The 19,552-nt window shown below is 38.0% G+C and carries 18 protein-coding genes and 1 tRNA gene; 8 read left to right on the top strand and 11 right to left on the bottom strand.

What is annotated here, in order from left to right; translation table 11 throughout:
• Nucleotides 1–62: 62 nt before the first annotated feature.
• From AC106K_RS17300 to AC106K_RS17320, 5 genes are read right to left on the bottom strand one after another with little or no spacing between them, the layout of a single operon-like run.
• Nucleotides 63–239, bottom strand: coding sequence for a hypothetical protein (locus AC106K_RS17300; protein ID WP_482446702.1), 177 nt, complete (start codon nt 237–239; stop codon nt 63–65).
• A 30-nt stretch (nt 240–269) separates the two neighbouring features.
• Nucleotides 270–1,220, bottom strand: coding sequence for a YiiG family protein (locus AC106K_RS17305; RefSeq protein WP_482446703.1), 951 nt, complete (start codon nt 1,218–1,220; stop codon nt 270–272).
• A 9-nt stretch (nt 1,221–1,229) separates the two neighbouring features.
• The gene (locus AC106K_RS17310) at nt 1,230–1,703 is read right to left on the bottom strand and encodes a hypothetical protein (protein ID WP_482446704.1); all 474 of its coding nucleotides are present in this window, start codon (nt 1,701–1,703) and stop codon (nt 1,230–1,232) included.
• Nucleotides 1,690–1,743, bottom strand: a complete 54-nt coding sequence (locus AC106K_RS17315; RefSeq protein ID WP_482446976.1) for a hypothetical protein — start codon at nt 1,741–1,743, stop codon at nt 1,690–1,692. Before AC106K_RS17315 ends, AC106K_RS17310 begins: the two co-directional genes overlap by 14 nt.
• Nucleotides 1,725–2,045 (bottom strand): magnetosome magnetite crystal formation protein family, encoded by a 321-nt coding sequence (locus AC106K_RS17320; RefSeq protein ID WP_482446705.1) that lies wholly within the window; start codon nt 2,043–2,045, stop codon nt 1,725–1,727. Before AC106K_RS17320 ends, AC106K_RS17315 begins: the two co-directional genes overlap by 19 nt.
• 240 nt (nt 2,046–2,285) lie before the next feature.
• Between AC106K_RS17320 and AC106K_RS17325 the strand changes: the two genes are divergently transcribed.
• Entirely contained in the window at nt 2,286–4,136 is a 1,851-nt protein-coding gene (locus AC106K_RS17325; RefSeq protein WP_482446706.1) for a helix-turn-helix transcriptional regulator, read from the top strand.
• A 93-nt stretch (nt 4,137–4,229) separates the two neighbouring features.
• Here the strand turns inward: AC106K_RS17325 and AC106K_RS17330 are convergent, their stop codons facing one another.
• From AC106K_RS17330 to AC106K_RS17340, 3 genes are all read right to left on the bottom strand, one after another.
• Nucleotides 4,230–4,607 carry a hypothetical protein gene (locus AC106K_RS17330; protein ID WP_047098420.1) on the bottom strand — a complete coding sequence of 126 codons (378 nt, stop codon included), beginning with the start codon at nt 4,605–4,607 and terminating at the stop codon, nt 4,230–4,232.
• Between the two features lie 69 nt (nt 4,608–4,676).
• Nucleotides 4,677–5,147: an Lrp/AsnC family transcriptional regulator gene (locus AC106K_RS17335; RefSeq protein WP_034696982.1), complete on the bottom strand. Its 471-nt coding sequence runs from the start codon at nt 5,145–5,147 to the stop codon at nt 4,677–4,679.
• 134 nt (nt 5,148–5,281) lie between these two features.
• Complete coding sequence (locus AC106K_RS17340) at nt 5,282–10,090, bottom strand: translocation/assembly module TamB domain-containing protein (protein WP_482446707.1); 4,809 nt, start codon at nt 10,088–10,090, stop codon at nt 5,282–5,284.
• Between the two features lie 4 nt (nt 10,091–10,094).
• Here AC106K_RS17340 and tsaD point away from each other — a divergent pair, with 4 nt between their 5' ends.
• The 3 genes from tsaD (at nt 10,095) to AC106K_RS17355 (ending at nt 12,423) form a co-directional block, all read left to right on the top strand.
• Nucleotides 10,095–11,111 (top strand): tRNA (adenosine(37)-N6)-threonylcarbamoyltransferase complex transferase subunit TsaD, encoded by a 1,017-nt coding sequence (tsaD, locus tag AC106K_RS17345; RefSeq protein ID WP_482446708.1) that lies wholly within the window; start codon nt 10,095–10,097, stop codon nt 11,109–11,111.
• Between the two features lie 192 nt (nt 11,112–11,303).
• Nucleotides 11,304–11,672: a four helix bundle protein gene (locus tag AC106K_RS17350; protein ID WP_482446709.1), complete on the top strand. Its 369-nt coding sequence runs from the start codon at nt 11,304–11,306 to the stop codon at nt 11,670–11,672.
• 55 nt (nt 11,673–11,727) lie between these two features.
• Nucleotides 11,728–12,423, top strand: a complete 696-nt coding sequence (locus tag AC106K_RS17355) for an RsmE family RNA methyltransferase (protein ID WP_482446710.1) — start codon at nt 11,728–11,730, stop codon at nt 12,421–12,423.
• 57 nt (nt 12,424–12,480) lie between these two features.
• On the opposite strand, the gene AC106K_RS17360 is transcribed toward AC106K_RS17355, so the two are convergent.
• On the bottom strand, nt 12,481–13,161 hold the full coding sequence (locus AC106K_RS17360; protein ID WP_482446711.1) for a TrmH family RNA methyltransferase: 681 nt from the start codon (nt 13,159–13,161) through the stop codon (nt 12,481–12,483).
• A 162-nt stretch (nt 13,162–13,323) separates the two neighbouring features.
• On the opposite strand from AC106K_RS17360, the gene AC106K_RS17365 reads away from it, so the two are divergent.
• Together AC106K_RS17365 and AC106K_RS17370 are read left to right on the top strand one after the other, a co-directional pair.
• Nucleotides 13,324–14,340 (top strand): asparaginase, encoded by a 1,017-nt coding sequence (locus tag AC106K_RS17365; protein WP_482446712.1) that lies wholly within the window; start codon nt 13,324–13,326, stop codon nt 14,338–14,340.
• Nucleotides 14,341–14,394: 54 nt separating this feature from the next.
• Nucleotides 14,395–14,481, top strand: a tRNA-Ser gene (locus tag AC106K_RS17370).
• A 590-nt stretch (nt 14,482–15,071) separates the two neighbouring features.
• Here AC106K_RS17370 and AC106K_RS17375 read toward each other — a convergent pair.
• Nucleotides 15,072–15,293: a hypothetical protein gene (locus AC106K_RS17375; RefSeq protein ID WP_482446713.1), complete on the bottom strand. Its 222-nt coding sequence runs from the start codon at nt 15,291–15,293 to the stop codon at nt 15,072–15,074.
• Between the two features lie 220 nt (nt 15,294–15,513).
• Between AC106K_RS17375 and AC106K_RS17380 the strand changes: the two genes are divergently transcribed.
• Nucleotides 15,514–15,924: a hypothetical protein gene (locus AC106K_RS17380; protein ID WP_482446714.1), complete on the top strand. Its 411-nt coding sequence runs from the start codon at nt 15,514–15,516 to the stop codon at nt 15,922–15,924.
• Nucleotides 15,925–16,062: 138 nt separating this feature from the next.
• Nucleotides 16,063–16,797, top strand: a complete 735-nt coding sequence (locus AC106K_RS17385) for a hypothetical protein (protein WP_482446715.1) — start codon at nt 16,063–16,065, stop codon at nt 16,795–16,797.
• Between the two features lie 70 nt (nt 16,798–16,867).
• On the opposite strand, the gene AC106K_RS17390 is transcribed toward AC106K_RS17385, so the two are convergent.
• Nucleotides 16,868–19,339 (bottom strand): TonB-dependent receptor domain-containing protein, encoded by a 2,472-nt coding sequence (locus AC106K_RS17390; protein ID WP_482446716.1) that lies wholly within the window; start codon nt 19,337–19,339, stop codon nt 16,868–16,870.
• Nucleotides 19,340–19,552 lie beyond the last annotated feature (213 nt).

Consider the following 19,552-nt stretch of genomic DNA (forward strand, 5'->3'; position numbering starts at 1 on the left):
TTATATTCTCTAGAAGTCCAGCCAGTTTCATGATTATAGCTAGTCTATTTCAGAATTTCTGATCATTTATTTTTGTTATAAATAATCATACCCGGAATCGTCATCGCCGCAGCAATGAGCAATGGCGGCAGTTCTCCATATCTGAACAGCCAGGAAGTTTCTTTGGAAGGGCCTATTTTGATAACCACAGCCAGGCAGAAACCTATAATGATCAGGATGATCCCTAATGTCTTTTTCATACGTTCAATTTTTAATAATCATTCAATATTTTAATCTACAAAATTGTTATAACGGTCAAGAACAAATCCGGCTTCTCTTTCCAGATCATCAAGATCGCTGTTGAGCCCTTCGCTTTTTTCGTTCAGACTGCGCTGTACAATTCTCATTTTACCCAGAAAATCATTTATTGAATTATTAAATGCCAGATAACTGCTTTCTTTCTGTTTTTCTGATGACGGAATTTTCTCTTCAATATTCCTTGCATATAGCTTTTCCATCTGCTGGTATTGTTGGGCAAATTTGGTCTTATAAGCATTCAGGTCTTTCACCTCATAAGAATCATCAATAATCTTCTGGGTCAGTTCCATTGCTTCTCTGGACTGAATAATCTGTTTTTTAAGCGGATGATCTTTAAGGGTTTCCATTTCTGCTTTATCAGCTCTTGAAGAGAGTTTCGTGAAGAGTTCACTGCTGGCAGAACGGTTTTCTTTAATCAATTTTTCTGCTTTTTCACTGATTTCTATGATCTTCTTTCCTTTATCATCTTTCCAGTCTTCAGCGTCTTTATAAACCTCAAGCTCTTTCTTTAAAGCTTTTAACTGAATCGCCGTATCTTTCATTTTGTCCACCAGTACCTGATATTCTTTTCCAAGTACATCGGGAGCTTTAATCTCCTGTTCTACCCACATCGTGACTGGTGTAAATAAAGGGGAAATACCTACATACTGTGGATTTGCCGATGCATTCTTCACATAAGTATCCATCTGTACCAATGAGTTCCGAAGGTCTTTAATAAAGTCAGACTGAGCATCGTCCATTTTTACAACCTTGTTATTGAAAGCGATAATATCCCTGTTTTCATCTCCCGAATTGACACTGAAGGGATTGACCTGTTTAGTATCATTCTGTGAAAGTTTTTCTTTAATCTTGTCCAGTTTATCACAGGAGCTAACGGTAAAGCTGAAAATAAGCATTCCTGTGACAATCAATGATCTTTTCATAGTATAATATTAATGGTTGGGTGTTTCATTAAATAATTTAAGGTCTTCCAGTTCATTCACAACTTCCTGCATGGTTTTCTTACTGAAAGACTGCGACACTACCGGGCGTTTCAGCTGGGATACATTCTTAAAATTAGCATACAAAAAGCATCCTAAAGGAATAAAACCCATCCTGATCGTCTGCAGCTCAAAACCTTCAAAATCATCAAAATGATAGGTGAATGTTGTACGCTTCAATCCACTATTCGTCACCGTGAGTGATTTTGATAGCGGATCAAAACAAACTCTGGGTGGAATAAAGGAAATGATGGTAAGCAGCAACGAAAAGATCAGCAATATGATTCCTGTCTTCAGATAGCTGGTATAAAAGATCAGTACGATAGAAATCAATACCCATGCTATTACAATCACATGTTGTAATGACTTATACTGGTTTACCAGATAGCTGTTCCCTTCTCTTTTTATATGTTTAAAATCTGCCATATTGATAAAACCCACTGGATATTAACCGATGAATGAGAATTTGTCTTCAAACATTTTTCCGATCAGCGGCAGAGGCTTTTCAACTTCGTTGGCTGCATTGATGATTCCTATAATCATCAATATCAAAGGAATAAAACCGAATACTCTTAGAATACCAATTTTCGTCACTGAAAGTAAAATTTCAAGGATAATAGAAAGGATAATAGTAAATATAACCAGTCCCAAAGATTGTTTAAGATGATATTTTAAAAGACTATTGGGCTTATCTTTTCCCATTATGAAAGAAATCAACCATCCGAAAACAGTGATATAAGATACGATAGATAATGTCTTGTTGTCCATAGTTGTAAAATTTTAAAGGTTCGTGTTTTTGATTTTTGGTTGAGCCAAAATTGCAACAGAAAAATCTAATCACCTTTTTTCCCATTACTACAAAACAACCTCAACCCAAAACAAAAATGACTACAAAACGTCTACAAATAAAATTAAATATTTAAAAACCAAACACTTAAATACAATCACCAGTTTTATTTTTTTAGATAAGAACTGTACAAATGTTTACAATTTTTGTACTTTCACCCTATGAAACTGAAAGACTCATTTTTATACTTTTTATTTTTCTTCTGTTCACTTTATCCTGCACAGGATACCTTCACTGATGATCTTAAAAATCAATTGGCCAAAGATCATATTTCCATTTCCGAAAAATTTAAAATCTATAATGAGCTTACGGAATATTACAGGGTAAGTGATCAATACCCGGCCGCTGAGAAATATACTCAGCAGCAACTGGAGCTTGCCAAAAAAGAACACAACGATGCAGAACAGGTAAAAGCTCTCGCTCAAAGCGGTATTATCAAAATCAACCAGTCTCAGTATGATAAAGTTCCTCCTATCATTGATGCTGCCGATGCCATTGCAAAAAAAGCCAATGATAAAACGGCAACGTTATATGCCAACTATCTGAATATCTATTATAATAATACCCTGGGGGAATCAGAGCGTACCATTAAACTTATTCAGAAAACACTTCCAGAGATTGAAAAGATGCCTTCAGAAACTCTGCTGAATGCAAAGCTTAATTATCTCCTCTATGGCATCTACACAGAATGGAATGATGCTGAAAATGCAACCCGATACGCTAAAAAGGCTATAGAACTGGCTGAGAAAACAGACAATAAGAATATGCTTAGCTCTGCCTATTCTGCCCTGGCTGTGTCCTATTCTTTTCGATATGAAAAAACAGGAGACTTAAAAGACCTTAAACCGGTCATAGAGATGTGTAAAAAAGCGGTTGCTTTATACCACCAGTTTCCAGGGCGTGTTTCGGCATACGTTCATTCTATGGCCTTGCTGAATCTTATCAATTATTATCTAAGCTATCCCAGCATTACTCCGGAAATCAGGCAGGAGATCCAGACCAATGCCAACGAAATCCTGAATCTTTCTCAGCATACAACCTTCAATCAGAGTATTCAGGCAGGTGCTCTCGGGATTTTGAGCACGATGGCCTCAAGGGATCAAAATGATGCTTTATCAGAGCAATATCTTCTGAAAGCAGAACAACTTCTGCTGACTCAAAAGCCGATATACTATCATGTCATGATCAACATCGTCAAAGATCTTGCCCAGCTGTATGCAAAACAAAAAGATTATCAGAAAGCATTTGAATATCAGTCGAAAGTAACGGAATACAGCAATAAGCTGTTTGATGAAGGACAGGCAGAAACAGCCAAAAGACTGGAAGCCCAGTTTCAGTCGCAGCGAAAAGAATCTGAACTCAAATCTCTCACAGAAAAAACTGCAAGTCTGAAGAAGGAGAAACTGCTTTATATCGGTTTGGGAATTATTGGGTTAATCGGGGCTTTCTTTATGTTCCGTTCTTATCATTTTAAATTGCGATACTCTATAGAACGGGAAAAAAAGCTCGATACGGAAAAGCATGATGCAGAGATTCAGATTAAACTGCAACAAGAGGAACAGGCAAGGTTAAAAGCCGAACAGGAACTGCTTACACTACAACAGCAAAAGCTTCAGAGTGAAGTTTTGGCCAGCCAGCTGCATATCCAGCATAAAAATGAAGTACTTCAGCAACTTCAGACTCAGCTGTCTGATACGGATATTAATATTCAGAACGTTGTAAAAGATGAAAGCCGGGTTGATAATGATTTTGAAAAAATCAGGTTTACCATCCAGGAGCTGCATCCTGATTTCTTTAAAAACATCAACGAAAGGGCCAGACAGAAACTGACTCCTTTAGACCTGAAATACTGTGCTTACATCTATCTCGGGATGGATACCAAACAGATCGCCAATCTTCTGAGCGTAGAACCGAAAAGTGTAAGAATGACGAAATACCGCCTGAAGAAAAAATTCGGGCTGGATGAAAATACAGCATTGGATACTTTTTTTCAGGGGGTATTTTCTGAATAAGAACTCTGGAAGACCTTAGTTCAAAAGCTCTTTAAAACAAAAGGCTATTCAAGAGTACTATTCCCAGGAACTTTACAGCTCCGGATGATTATTTTATCTGAAGAATTTCCACTTCGGAATAATGGCCAACATCCCAAATCCTGTAAAAAGGAAAAGATTGGTAACGTCAGTATATAAAAATGTTGACAGGTAATAGTTATGCATAAAGAAATGCAGTACCAGTAAAGCCGGGAACATAAAGATCCCCACCTTTTTGTAGAAGAACATCAGAATAAGCCCCAGCATCATCAATACATCGATTGAGAAGATAATATAAAAATACCATCTCGGAATATCAAGATATTCATGCTGCAGATACTCGTCCAGATCAATTCCCAGCCCCATTATGGTAAATAACATCAAGGCTGCAAATGCCAATACAAATCCCCATCCTTTCTTCGGATCCTCGTCAAAATAACTGTATTCTTCCATACCTACAAAAATAAAGAACTTATGAGAGATTTCATAAGTTCTTTTATAATTATTCGTTTAAAATTTGACTTACACAGAAATAGCGTTGATCAGTCTGTTTTTGTCACTTAAGAATTCCTCCATAGAAATCATACTTTCAGTTCTCATTACATCCTGAATGTCATCTATCTGATAAATAATTCTTTTAGCATCATCTGTATTCTTAGCTCTTACTTTACAGAAAATATTATATTTCCCGGAAATAACGCTAGCTTCGATTACGTTAGGAAGGGTTGACAATTCTTTCAATACTTCCTGAGTACGGTTTGATTTTGTCAAAAGGATACCTATGAAAGCTGTAAAATGATAGTCCAGCTTACCATAATCGATGTTAAGAGATGATCCCAAAATAATACCTGCATCTTCCATCTTTTTCACTCTTACGTGAATTGTTCCAGCAGAAACATCCATCTGCTTTGCAATCTCTGTAAAAGGCATTCTTGTGTTTTCTACTAAGAAATCAAGAATCTTCTTGTCTATTTCGTCCAGTTGATAGTTCATATTAGTTAAATTACAATTTCTTTAAAAAATCTATGTATTTTTTGCAAATTTACGAAAAATAATTTAACTAAAAAATATATATCAAATATTAACAATAATTAACACAGATGATAAAAATCATTAAAATATTCTAATTATTTACCTATCGATTTTATAGAATCTGTTTTTATTTCTCCTTTTGCATCAGGAGTTTTTTTGTCTTTTTTCTTCTTTTTGAATAAAGAATTGAAGCTTTTACTCCACACAACCCCCACTCCATAGGCCTGATTAGCAGAGCCGTTTGTACTTGCCAGCCCACCCATACCGATATTGGAAGGTTTGGAATATCCTCTGATGACTAAAGTACCGTCATTCTTTTTGGAAAGATCATATTCAATAGAACCTTCACCGGAAAGATAATTGTTTTGAGCTCCGGCACCTGCATCACTCTTCGACAATGGAATTCCAAGGCCTGTTTTCACATTTACTCTAGGAGAAAGAGCCACACTTACTCCGGCATTCGCTCTGTCTCCAACGTTTGAATTCTGGTCACCTTTTACGTAATTAAGGTCAATCTGGAATTCGTTACTCATGGTATTAAGTACTGAACCCAATTGTTTCAGAAGCATGTTGTATCCGGAAGATTCCGCAACATTCCCTACGTTTACATCCACTCCTCCCGTGTTCGATACGTTGAAGGTACTCAACAGCAAAATAGAACCAAACTGAAGCACCTTCTCCCCTTCCTGGCTCATTTTCGCGGCAAGTGTTTCCCTCACCTGACTGGAAACATCCAACGCCGTCACATTAAGGTCAATTTTAGGATCTACCAGCGACTGGGTAATATGAGCCTGCAGCAGAACACTGATAGGCTGCAGTTTCCCCATGCTGAGATATTCTCCCACATTGGAAACCATCCTTACATAGTTTGCTGTAATGTCCAGACTTGGTTTCATAGCGTCACCATCCCATCGGATGCTGCTGTTTTTCTCAATCTGGAAGGTTTTATTAAGAATCGCTTTAGACACAAATGTTCCGTTATCCACTTTATAAGTACCGCTCATAGCGATATTTCCCTGTCTGCTCATCTGGAACTTCAGTGGGTTAGCTACCCCTTTTACGGTAATATTTCCTACATCGTCTCCTACAAGTACGTTGACCGTAGTTCCTTTATCAACCGCCAGATTGAAATCTATATTCATATTGGCTCCTGTCTTCTTCTTTTCCTCCAGTGTTACCAATCCGTCTTTTCCTTCTTTCAGGAACCTCAGCATTTTGAATTCCTCCACGTTTGAGGTAGAACTCGAATTGAAAGTAAAGGTACTTCCGTTAAGCGCTTTCATATTCGGTGTCGTTATGCTGAGTCCGGAAACAGGCCCGTCCACATAAAGGTCTCCCTGTCCGTATACTCTTCCCCAGAACAAATCAAAATCTTTCTGAGTGGTATTCAGCATCAACAGGTTGTCTGCTCTCATTACCAGAGATACCCCCATGGATGAAAGGGTCTCGAACTGGATCGCTCCGGAAATATTCCCTTTTGAATTGCTTCTGCCATCATGCACCTCAATATTGTTGAGGATCGCAAGCCCCTTTGTAAGCTGAATGACATTATCATCAAATGAATAATCGACTCCTGTAAAAAGAAGTTTTAATCCAAAATTCTTCAACGCTATATCACCGTTATAATCCAGGTTATTAAGTTTTCCGTTGATCTTAAGGTCTCCGGTTGCTTTTCCTCTAATGTTTCCAAAAACCGACTGTACAAACTGCTGGGTAAATGCAAGATCAAAATCACGCATTTCAGCCGTCAGATCAATATCCGGAGAAGCAGTATTGTTATTTACCGTTCCTGTCAGATTAAGAGTGTTATTTCCAAGTGCTCCGGCAGAGTGAACTTTTACATCAATATCATACACATTCAAAGAGAATCCGTTGGTCGCAGAAATGGAAATATCTCCCATATCATTGCCGTTCATCTTAATGTCATCTACCGTAAGATCTACCAATGGCTGTAAAGTACTCTTATCCATTTTGATCTTTACAGTTCCGTTAGCCAATCCCTTTATATCCATGCCATTCCCTCCGGACTGCATTTCCAGAAGTTTTTCTATAGCAAAATCATTGATGTCTGCATCTACATAAAAATCTTTGGCTGATTTGAATTGTGCTTCTTTAATAAACAGGGCACTTTTATCAGAATATACTCTCAGGTTTCTGATGTCAAAATCTCCTGTTTTCTTTCTATAGGTAATAGAGTGATTCAACTCCGGGCTGGTGTCTATTGCCCAGGTCACTTCATTGAATTTCACTTCAGTAGGCTCAAATCGGAATACATAGTCGCCCGCAGCATCGGTAGACTGATCTACATTAATGGCATACTCCTTAAGCTTTTCATTGATTTCATCATCAGGGCTTCCATGTTTAAACACCGTAGCCAGATGAAGCGTATTTCCGTTTTCATTGTTTCCTTTAAGCTCGAAATCTTTGATAATATTCTTATTGTATTCCAGTCTGTTGATTCTGGCATACAGCTGCTGGCTGAGATTCGCAGTATTGATTCTGACCTTCACACTGTCTACCATTGCACTGTCTCTGCTCAGGTTTTTCCTGTTGTTGATTTTATAATCAGGATTGGAAGCTGCTAATGCTTTATCGGCATCTGTAATTTCTTCCTCTTTTGTCATAAGATACTTCAGTGAAGCAGCATCCAGATTCAGAATCAGATTATTGGAATCTCCGTTGTATTCTCCTTCTACAATAGCTCCATTCGGCAGTCTCAATTCCGGCAGGAAATAATTCACAAGTCCCTGCTGAACATTAAAGTTAAGAGCGAAACTCTGCCCACGGTACAGCTTTCTTGGAGGAGGACCTACCAATATTTTACCTACTCCGTTTTCTACCATTCCTGCAAGATCTGCAAGGCTGTATCTTCCGGAGATTTTTCCTGTAGCAGCACCAGGTGCGTCTACATCAATAATACGCCCACCTGCATCAACAAATGTTTTCAGTTTTGCATTCGGGATATTGTATTTTTGGGTGGCAGTAGCAAAAGAAAGATTATTGGCATCAACATCCAGTGTAAGATCATTGATGGAAGACATGGACATTTTTCCTTCTACCTGACCGCTTACAATCTGATTTCCCGGTTTATTGGTGAAATAATTCATATTCAGATAGGTGACATCTGCATTCACGTCCATCGCTATTCTAGGAGTACTGAAATCGATCAGCCCTTTGATGGTAGCTTTAGCCTGTTCATCATTCACGGTGATGAGTCCGTTATATTTTTTATGATCCAACAGCCCGTCCAGATACAGGTTATTGATCACTTTATCCATAATTTCAATGCTGGCAATCTGAGATTTTGTCGTCAGACGCATAGTGTTGACATCAAAGCTTTGTCCGTTAAGGTCAAACTTACCGGAGATCAAACCTACCGCTTTATTTTTCGTAATTACAGAGGTATTAAGGTCTTTCACATCAAGATAGCCGGAGTATTTCGGCATCGCTGTACTATATCCGGTCAACGTAAGTTTGGAAATTTTAGCCTGCCCTATTCCTGTCATCAGATTTCCGTTTTCCACATAGATCTGATCCGGATTTACTTTTGCCGTTCCGTTGTATTTCAGTTTCCCAAAATCATCTGCAAAGTTCTTCATCTTGGTGGAAATGAAAGAAGGCATCATTGCTTTTAGGTCCTTATAGGTAAAATCTGTGGAAAGGTCTTTCGTTTCAATAGAAAAGTGCCCTTTCAACAGGTTATCAACTTTCATTGTTTTGGTCGCAATATTCACATCAGGATTTCTGATCAGGAAATTTTCCAGATGAAATTTATTTAAAGGACCCGTCATTTTTCCTGAAAGATTGAACGGTTTGATATTATCCCAGTTCGTCGCAAAATAGCTAATATCATACCCACTTACCTGGCTTCCCTGATTAATATCCATATCCCAACGAACTCTGTCTGCAAAATCAGCCCAGGAACCGTCATGGAGATTGAATTTAATATTTCCCTGAAGTAAAGTATGATCTGTATTCAGGGTAAGGTCTTTTAAAGATAAGAACTGCTTCGTAAGGGATAATTCTGTTGAAAAAGTATCTACAATATGAGATTTCCCCCATCTTGAAGTCACAAACGACATATTATTGATCAGCGCCGAAACATTCGGGCCATTGACTTTTACGTTGGGAGCTTTAAGATTAAATTTAGTTGCCGTAAGCCATTTCCCGTGATCTCCCGGTGAATTTTCATTCACGATAGACACCTTAGAATCGATGATCTGCACTCTGGAATTCAGCTGAAAAGGAGGCTTCTTCGGGTCTCTTTTTTTTCCGTTATCAAAGAGTTCTGTAAATCTTACAAAGTTGGCAATACTGTCTCCTTTATAGGTGATAACCTTTACATCGGCATTTACAAGGGTAAGAGAATTGAAACTTAGAGAATTACTGTTTCCGGAAATAGCATTCACCGCAAGAGAGATCCAGTCGGAATCCGCACGGAATTCACGGGCTGTAATAAAATCGAGACCTTTATAATCTTTTACTTTTAAACCTTTTATGGTAACGTCTCCAAAATAATTGACATCTACACTTTCTGTGGAAAATCCTGCTTTAAAATCCTGGTTGACAATTTTAAGCGCCTGGTCAGCTGCCCATTGTTTGGTTACCGGAAGATTAATAATTACCAAAACACTTCCTACAAGAAAAATCCCGAGCCAGAAAAGAATCAGAAGAAGCTTTGCCCACCAGCTATAACTGGTCACATCCTTCACCGCCTGTTTTCCGAATTCTCCAGCCGTTTCTATAGGATGATTGATCGCATCTGAAGCCAGTTCAGACGCCTCTTTCACTGTTTCCCGAACCTTGCCCTCTACATTTTCAACAGTTTTCTGTACCTGATCCCCTAGGTTTTCAGCTACTGATTTTTTATTCTCATTCTCGTTATTATTCTCTAACTTTGCCATTATTATGAGCGACTCTATAATTTTAGGTATTGAATCGTCCTGCGACGACACCTCAGCAGCTATCATCAAGGGAAATTCTATTCTTTCGAACATTGCCGCAAACCAGGCCATCCACAAAGAATACGGTGGTGTGGTTCCTGAACTGGCTTCACGGGCCCATCAACAAAATATCATCCCTGTTGTTGAAAAATCTTTTTCTAAAGCAAATATACAACAAAATGCAATCTCAGCTATAGGATTTACACGCGGACCCGGACTTTTAGGTTCACTCCTCGTAGGTACATCATTTGCTAAATCTCTGGCTATGAGTCTTAATGTCCCTTTGATTGAAGTAAATCACCTTCAAGCCCACATTCTGGCCCATTTCATCGAAGATGCAAATCCTGTGCCGCCTACCTTTCCTTTTCTATGTCTCACCGTAAGTGGCGGGCACACTATGATTGTCCTGGTAAAAGACTATTTTGATATGGATATTATCGGGAAAACCATTGATGATGCCGCAGGAGAAGCTTTTGATAAAATAGGAAAAATCTTTGACCTTGACTACCCTGCCGGACCTATCATCGACAGATTGGCCAAAGAAGGAAATCCTGATGCTTTTAAATTCAACAAGCCAAAACTGGAGAATTACGATTACTCTTTCAGTGGTATTAAAACTTCGGTCCTGTATTTCATCCAGAAAGAAGTCAGAAAAAACCCTGACTTCATCAAGGAAAACCTCAACGATCTTTGTGCTTCTGTACAGAAAACCATCATTGAAATCCTGATGAATAAGCTTGAAAAAGCAGCAAAAGATCTCAATGTAAACCAAGTGGCTATTGCAGGAGGTGTATCTGCCAATTCTGCCCTTAGAAAAGCTATGGAAGACAACAGAGAAAGACTGGGCTGGGCTATTTACATTCCGAAATTCGAGTATACAACAGATAATGCAGCCATGATTGCAATGGTAGCGAAATTGAAGTTTGAGCGAGGAGAATTTACGGATCTGAGGACGACGGCGACGGCGAAATATGATTTGTAAGGAGGGGAAGGGGCAAATATGGCTAAGAAAGGCTAATGAAGCAGATATGACTGGTAAGACTAATGAAGTGGGTAATGCTGATGAGACTGATAAGGTTGATGAGGCGAAGATAGTTTTTGACGGGAGATTTATTTATTTGTTGACTAATTAATGCTTTTTATTAATTTGCGTTATAAAAACAAATGATAAAAAATGTACAAATACTATTTTGAAAAATTAGATGTCTGGAATAATGCCAGAGTTTTTGTAAAAGACATTTACGCTATCACCTCTGTATTTCCTGAAAATGAAAAATTTGGAATTACCAATCAAATCAGGAGAGCAACGACCAGCATTACAGCTAATATAGCAGAAGGAATGTCTAGAAATACGGAAAAAGAAAAATCCAGATTTATAAATATATCATTCAGCAGTTGTATCGAAGTAATCAACTTTTTAATCATTTCAAATGACCTCGGATTCCTGGACCATGAAAATTATGTACAATTAAGAACTAAAGCTGAAAACATCACCTATCAGCTCAATTCACTAAATAAATCGTTAAATAAAAGCCAAGAATAAGCTCTATATAAAATTAACCATCTCAGCCTTCTTTGCTTTCTTAGCCAATACTACTATGAAATTATTTTACGGAGAAATAGCAGATCAGAAAGTCACTATCAACGATGAAGAACAGCAGCACATTGTAAAAGTTCTTCGTATGAAAGATGGAGAGGATATTCATGTGACGGATGGAAAAGGAAAACTTGCTTCCGGAAAGCTTGTTATAGAAGGCAAGAAAGCAGGTATTGAAGTGTCTGAGATCAAAGAAAATCTACCGGAATTCAGCCCGAAGCTTCACATTGCCATTGCTCCCACCAAGAATATTGACAGGATTGAATTCTTTGTGGAAAAAGCCGTGGAAATGGGTATTTCTGAGATCAGTATTATTGTGACGGAAAAAACAGAACGTAAAAATATTAATATCGATAAGATCAGAAAACAGGCTGTTGCAGCTTCAAAGCAAAGTCTAAGGTTTCATTTTCCCGCCATCAACGATGCTGTAAAACTGGCTGATTTTCTAAAAAGCATTGATCCAGCACATACTTTCGTTGCCCATTGTAATGAAAACCTTGAAAGAATCGACCTTAAGAATATTCCTCAGCAGGATCAGCTTACGTTTTTAATTGGCCCTGAAGGAGATTTTTCTGATAAGGAAATTGCATTTTTAGCTGAAAATAAAGTGAAAGCGGTTTCTCTTGGTAACCAAAGATTAAGAACTGAAACGGCTGGAGTATTTGTAGCTGCCTGGAACTATTACAATATGATATAAAAAAACAAAAAGAGAAGACCTGTGAGCCTTCTCTTTTTTTATTGCTGAATTCATCGGTTATTTCCAATCAATATTATTTTCTCTCAGATATTTGTCAAAGATCTGCTGTCCGCTTCTTATTGAATTCACGGTCCAAAGGATTTTCATTCTCAACAGCTTTTCTTCATTTAATTTGTAATCAATATCAGATTTGATCAGCTTTTGTTTCAGTTCGTACATACAAATGGAGGCTGCTACAGAAACATTAAAGCTTCTTGTAAAACCGTACATCGGGATAGCCAGCGTTTCATCCGCAAAATCTAAAATTTCCTGTGATACCCCTTCCATCTCTGTTCCGAAAACCAAGGCAATAGGTTCTGTAATTTCATATTCAGGTAACATTTTAGCATTATTTTCCAGCGAAACTACTACAATTTTATACCCTCGGTCTTTAATTTCCTGAAAAGACGCTTTATTTCTGGGAAGTTTTTCAACCTCTACCCAGGTATCTGCCCCTTTTGTAACCCGGAGATTAGGCTCAAAGCTATATTCTTCCTGCAAAGCCACAACTTTATGAAACCCGCAGGCTTCTACAGAACGAACGATAGCGGCTGCGTTTCTAAACTGATAAATATCTTCTACTACCGGAAGCACAAAATCTGAACTTTCCTGAGAAAAATGTTCAATTTTTGCCAGTCTTTCTTCTGTTAAAAACTGTTTTAAATACTCAAAAGTTTGTGCTAAATCTTTCATCTGCATTACGTTATTTTTTTCAAATGCAATGAGATAACGCCTACCATGATCAGTTTATTTTTATAAAATTGTATCATAAGCGGTTATTCATTTTCAAATCTTTGCAAATTAACGTAATTTTGGGCTATGAACCCTAATCGGGCTCCAATTCTTAATTAAAAATAGTACATGAAGCGAAAAGTCCTGCTCATCTATACCGGTGGAACCATCGGAATGGAAAAAGATTATGAAACCGGAAGTCTCCGTGCCTTTGATTTTGGTAATATCTTCGAAAAGATGCCTGAAATGAAACTGATGGAATGTGAAGTTTTCGTTCATCCTTTTGCAAAACCGCTGGACTCTTCGGATATGGGACCGGAGGAATGGAGAATCATTGCCAATTATATCTACAAAAATTATAATGACTATGATGGCTTTCTGATCCTTCACGGAACGGACACGATGTCTTATACGGCCTCTGCGTTAAGCTTTATGCTGAAAGGATTGAGAAAACCGGTGATCATGACAGGGTCTCAACTTCCGATCGGAGATCTCAGAACGGATGCGAAGGAAAATCTCCTGACCAGTCTTTATTATGCCAGCCTTTATGAAAATGACGAAGCAGTCATTCAGGAGGTGGCCATCTATTTTGAATATAAATTATTGAGAGGAAACAGAACGCTGAAATATTCGGCAGAATATTTTGATGCCTATTCAAGTCCGAATTATCCGATACTGGGGCAATCAGGGGTTCATCTGAATATTCTTAAAGACAATCTATTTCGTTGTGATCCGGACGTAGAGTTTCATGTGGACGAACATATTTCTGAAGATATTTTATTCTGGAGAATTTTCCCGGGAATGCATCTGAGCCATTTCAAAGAAATCCCTAAAATGAAGGTTCTTATTCTTCAGGTTTTCGGTTCCGGAACGATTTTCAGCAGTGAAAAAACCCAGGAAACCCTTCAGGAAATCAGAAACAATGGAACAGAGATCGTTGTGGTAAGCCAGTGTATATCAGGTGGTATTTCGTTCGGAAAGTATGAGAACAGTAATATTTTCTCAAGAATCGGAGCAATCAGCGGAAGAGATATGACGGCGGAAACTGCTATTACTAAAGCAATGCACCTGATAGATAACCCGAGTTACTCCGGAAGCTTTGCAGATAACTTCACGAGAAGTCTTTGCGGAGAAATTACTGATTAATTTCAATATTTATTTGGATATTCGGGAAAATACACTATTTTTGCAATCTCAAAAAGAAAGGTGTCCGAGTGGTTGAAGGAGCTACCCTGGAAAGGTAGTATACGGGTAACTGTATCGAGGGTTCGAATCCCTTCCTTTCTGCATAAAAAAGCGTTGTAATTACAACGCTTTTTTTATTTCTTTTAAGCTAGAAACTATTTGCCTGCTTAGAAAGTGTAAGTACAATTAATCACCTTCTGCTTTCTCTTACAATTTTCATTAAAAGAGTATCATAATTTCTTAAAAAAATATTTATGATATTTCATCACATATACGAATATGCATATATTTGTAAAAAACTAAACAACCTAACCAACAATTAATCACAAATAACCTGATTAATTGTTATAAACTCTAAACTATGTTTCTATTAGTATCATCTACTCATCTTATTATTGCAGCAATCCTATTATCTTTACTTGTTTTTGGTGGCATTTATTTGCTTTACAGACTCATAAAATACACGATTAAAAGTGCGATCAAAGAATCTAAAGAAAGGTTGTTGTAGAGGATAAGTCTTCAAAACAAAATTTACACTAGAATAACAGCAATTTAAATCTATACAATACAGAACAACTAATCTGTATATTCAGTTGCGTTTTTCCTATTTTTGATATTATTGCTAAGAAAACTAAAGCCTGTACTGAATGAGCACAGGCTTATTTTTTTGATTAAAATCTAAGTACTACATTTTATTTGCTTCCTTTTGGAGGCTTAACATCTCCCGGAGGAACGATCTTATTGTTCAGTTTCCCATCTGTTTCTTTTTCAGGATCGGTTTTTCTTAAGTAGACATTTTCTTTCTGACTGTTTTTAACTTTTTCAATAGCTGCCTTTCTAGCTTCATTGTCCCTGTCATTAGAACATGAGCAAAGTGATACCGCTACTACACCTACTATAATTATTAATTTCATCTTCATTGAATTTTCATTTTTATATGTTATCGCAAAATTAATCATTAAATCAGCCATTCACTTATCATTACAGTAAAAAACCGACTGTAGGGTTTTTATTTTCACTCTTCATTTCTATACGTATTTCTACCTGAACTGATAATCAGATGTTTCTACTATAAAAAACGTCCTCTGCTCTTCGTTACTTTGAAGTATAAAATAACCACAAAAACATTTTAATATGACTTCAACAAGCGTAAACGTAAATTCATCCGGCCAGGTAAGACTTGGAAACGGTGCTCAGTTCTGGGTGTATCTTTCTCCTCAAAACGATACTTCAAAAATGATTTCTACATGGCGTGTAACTTTCTCACAAGGAAACTGGAGTGACACCATATCCAGTGAGGATCCTACTAAACAAATCCAGACTCCTAATCTTTCAGGAATCTTTGACATCAAAGTGGAACTGCTAAGCGGATCTACCGGTACATGGTGCCAGATCCCACCTAAACAGGGAAGTAATAACGAAATAGGCTGTAACTCCAACTGTGCTTCTATGGTAGGAATTGTTGCAGACAGTATTAATCCACCCATTGGAGCGATCAATGCTCATTTCTGGACCACATGGGACGCTATGTGCAGCGCAGGGTAAACGAAAATATCAGAAACAGTCCATATCCCAGATTGTCGCAGTAGTTTATATTGCGGCAATTTCTTTTTAGTGATTAAGACCATTTTTCAACCTCTTCTTTTTCGTTAAATTTGTATTTCAAAAATACGATTCATCAACATGCATAAACTGCGAACCATTCTGCCATTATTCCTACTTCTAGGTCTGCTTCTATTTCCAGAATTCACAAAAGCCAGTGCTTACTGGATGGAAATTCATGGATCAGGCAAGCTAAAAGATCCTGTTAAAGTTCAGGTCTGCTACGGCTTTATTGATGATCTGAGTGAACGCCACCGTACTACCGGAGCTGAGTTTCAGGAGATCAGAAATTTTCAGTTCTTTATTCTTAATGCTAAAGGAGAAAAATCAAAACTGGAGTTAAAAAAGAAAGAAGATCATTGGGAAGGTACTTTCACCCCTGATCAAGAAGGCACTTACCGGATTTTAGGCATGAATGATCAGCAACCCGTTCTTCTCCGTTCCAAAAACCCACAGGAAAATGTACGTCCCATTGATTTTATGTGTGGAGCTTACTCTGTTGGAAGCAGTCTGGATCTACAGACTTCTGCTCAGTTTATGGACATTCTTCTTAAGGAAAAGAATGGTGTATATACCGTTTCTCCGTATCGGAACATGAAACCGGTCGATAAAGGAAAGATGATCAGAATTTTTAATCCTGAAAACTGGGAAAAGAATATTCCTGCCGATGAAAATCATCAGATTATTTTCAAACCTACTCTCCCAGGACTTTATGTCATCAGACAGGACTGGAACGACAATACTCCGGGAACTTTTCAGGGAAATGCCTATGGAAAAATACGTTACCGAAATAATTACTGCCTCTGGATCAGATAATTCTTTTAATATTTATACAGCAAAAAGCCCGGATCTTCGATCCGGGGTTTTTGCTATCATCAATTCTTATTTAAAATTTCAGAGAAACACTTCCTAGGAAACGGGAAGGTGCCTGTGGTGTAAGACGTACAGACCACGCTTTTTCATTGGTAATATTATCAAACTTCAGTCCTACTCTATATTTCGGCTGATCGTAGAAAATACCCAGATCAAACATTTTATAAGAAGGAATAATCACTTTGGCAGTCTGGGTATTGGTCTGATAGGAAGAAGATCCCATATTTCCACCACCGCCTATCCCAAGGCCTTTCAATTTTCCTTCCGGAATTCTGTAGCTGATCCAGAAGTTGAACATATTGGCAGGGCCTGACAGGGCAGGTCTTAAACCATTCACTGAAGGATTCGCATTGGTAAACTTACTGTCATTGTATGCATATCCTGCTACAATATTCAATCCGTCAAAAGGATTAGCTGTTACCTCTGCTTCAAATCCTTTACTCAGCTGTGTTCCATCCTGTATAGAATAGTTAATATCATCCGGATTGGTTCTCAGAATATTGTCAACACGGATGTTGTAGTAGCTCAGTGTTCCTACAAGTCTGTGATTGAAAATATCTGCTTTTACTCCGAATTCCAATTGATTTGCATATTCCGGTCTGAATGAATTTCCGTTGATGTCTACTCCGCTCACATTATTAAATCCATTCATATAATTTCCAAAAAGGGAAACTTTATTTTTCAGAATTTCATAAACAAGACCTAACTTAGGAGAAAGTGCCGTCTGGCTGTAAGGTCCAGCCTGCGTTCCACTATTGCTTAAACCTCCTTTTATTTCACCTGTGGTAATATCATAGACCCCTTTAAACTGAAACCGATCTACTCTTAAACTGGTCATTACCATCAACTGATCGGTAACATTGAATACGTTTGAGATATAGGCAGCATACGTATTATCACTGTTATTCTCTTTTCTCATCACTGAAGTTGCTGTAAGCGCATCAATGATGGCAGGATTTACTCTGAAATCGGCAGAAGGATGAACGAAATTAAATACTTTGGTATTGGTATGATAGCGGTCGAAATGGTTGGAATTATTATAGTAATCCAAACCTACTACCATTCTGTTTCTGAAACGTCCGATATGGAAGTCACCGATGAAATTCTGTTGGATATTAGTGGCAATAAATGAAGTAGTTCCCACCATCACCTGAGCACTTGCCGTAGAATCTGTTTTCCCATTAATTGCTGAAATATAACCATTGATCGTAGATCTTGCACGGGATATGATCGTCTGGGAAGTCCAGTTTTCTGAAACTTTGTAGTTCAGTTGAGCGAAAATATTCATCATCTGGGTTTTATAGGCGAGATCATCACTTAAGAAGTTTTTGTAATAAGGAAACTTCATATCCGCAATCGACTGAATTTTGTTGCTTCCTGTATAAGGATTAAAACGCACTACAGAAGTTCCCTTTGCCTGGTTGAATTCCACATCCAAAAGAAGCGACATACGGTCGTTGATCTGGTAAGAAAAACTTGGGGCAATCGCTAAGGAATTGGTAAACCCAAGATCCTGGAAGCTCTTTTCAAAAGTACCTGCGGCATTCAGACGGAAAAGCGCTGTCCTGTCTTTGTTGATGGGAGTATTAACATCTACTGTCAAGCGGTTATAATCCCAGCTTCCGCCTACATATCCTACTTCACCACCAAAGCTGTTGTAAGGTTTTTTCGTCACACGGTTATATACACCTCCATAACTGCTGGCCACACTTTTCCCAAATAAGGTAGCTGAAGGGCCCTTGATAGCTTCTATACGTTCAAGATTGACCGGATCGATCACGGAAAATGCAGCACCTGCCACTCCATTTCGGGCATTGGGTTCTGTTTCGAATCCACGTGAACGGAAAGTCACTCTTCCCTGGTTGGCAATCATCGGAACACCGGCACCCGGGACATTTTTAGAAATACTTCCTAAATCTACGGCAATCTGCTCCTGAAAAAGCTCTTTGGTCACGGTATTGTATACCTGAGGATTTTCCAAATTTTTCAGAGGCAGTCTTGCTACAAATCCACTTTCTTTTTTGGAAAACCTGTTGGTATTTTTCATGATGACCACTTCCTGGATCGCCTGGATGTTTTCTTTGGTCAGCTGGTAATCCAATGTACTGGTCTCCCCTGTTTTGACCTCAACAGGAAGCCTTACTTCCTTGGTTCCTAATATCTGTAGTTTTATGGTATAATTTCCTGCGTTCAGGTCTTCAAAATGGTAATTTCCTTCATCGTCCGTCAGGGTCTGTCGGTTTGTTTCCAGCAATGAAACGGAGATAGCCCTCAAAGGCTGCCCGTCTACCATATTTACTTTACCTGTGATTCCGCCCTGTACATTCTGGGCCAATAGAGATGTTAAACTCAGCAATGAGAAGCAAAAAACAAGAAATGGTTGGTACCATGGGATCATTTTGGAGACCGCCGTCTTATTCTGAACGGTTCTTTTAGAATGAGTCATATGCCCTCTCAGAGACACATTTTCATTAGATTGTATCATTTTTTCAGCCTTATTTAAAATAATTATAAATAAAAATGCAAAATAAAGGAATCGAAAATTCACTCACAATATTAATTTAAACTATTCTAAATAAACGTTAAAAATCATCTGTTTTTACCCCCGAAATTGTTCTCCATCTATGAGAATAAGCTGTAACCCTGCAATGAAAATGAAAGGATTTGAGTTTTCCACAAATTACTAATATTTTATCCA

This window comes from Chryseobacterium sp. FR048 (assembly GCF_056844665.1).

Bases quoted from the DNA above. Each gene is read 5' to 3' on its own strand.
- AC106K_RS17300 (WP_482446702.1), bottom strand. From the start codon at position 239: ATGAAAAAGACATTAGGGATCATCCTGATCATTATAGGTTTCTGCCTG.
- AC106K_RS17305 (WP_482446703.1), bottom strand. From the start codon at position 1,220: ATGAAAAGATCATTGATTGTCACAGGAATGCTTATTTTCAGCTTTACC.
- AC106K_RS17310 (WP_482446704.1), bottom strand. From the start codon at position 1,703: ATGGCAGATTTTAAACATATAAAAAGAGAAGGGAACAGCTATCTGGTA.
- AC106K_RS17320 (WP_482446705.1), bottom strand. From the start codon at position 2,045: ATGGACAACAAGACATTATCTATCGTATCTTATATCACTGTTTTCGGA.
- AC106K_RS17325 (WP_482446706.1), top strand. From the start codon at position 2,286: ATGAAACTGAAAGACTCATTTTTATACTTTTTATTTTTCTTCTGTTCA.
- AC106K_RS17330 (WP_047098420.1), bottom strand. From the start codon at position 4,607: ATGGAAGAATACAGTTATTTTGACGAGGATCCGAAGAAAGGATGGGGA.
- AC106K_RS17335 (WP_034696982.1), bottom strand. From the start codon at position 5,147: ATGAACTATCAACTGGACGAAATAGACAAGAAGATTCTTGATTTCTTA.
- AC106K_RS17340 (WP_482446707.1), bottom strand. From the start codon at position 10,090: ATGGCAAAGTTAGAGAATAATAACGAGAATGAGAATAAAAAATCAGTA.
- tsaD (WP_482446708.1), top strand. From the start codon at position 10,095: ATGAGCGACTCTATAATTTTAGGTATTGAATCGTCCTGCGACGACACC.
- AC106K_RS17350 (WP_482446709.1), top strand. From the start codon at position 11,304: ATGTACAAATACTATTTTGAAAAATTAGATGTCTGGAATAATGCCAGA.
- AC106K_RS17355 (WP_482446710.1), top strand. From the start codon at position 11,728: ATGAAATTATTTTACGGAGAAATAGCAGATCAGAAAGTCACTATCAAC.
- AC106K_RS17360 (WP_482446711.1), bottom strand. From the start codon at position 13,161: ATGCAGATGAAAGATTTAGCACAAACTTTTGAGTATTTAAAACAGTTT.
- AC106K_RS17365 (WP_482446712.1), top strand. From the start codon at position 13,324: ATGAAGCGAAAAGTCCTGCTCATCTATACCGGTGGAACCATCGGAATG.
- AC106K_RS17375 (WP_482446713.1), bottom strand. From the start codon at position 15,293: ATGAAATTAATAATTATAGTAGGTGTAGTAGCGGTATCACTTTGCTCA.
- AC106K_RS17380 (WP_482446714.1), top strand. From the start codon at position 15,514: ATGACTTCAACAAGCGTAAACGTAAATTCATCCGGCCAGGTAAGACTT.
- AC106K_RS17385 (WP_482446715.1), top strand. From the start codon at position 16,063: ATGCATAAACTGCGAACCATTCTGCCATTATTCCTACTTCTAGGTCTG.
- AC106K_RS17390 (WP_482446716.1), bottom strand. From the start codon at position 19,339: ATGATACAATCTAATGAAAATGTGTCTCTGAGAGGGCATATGACTCAT.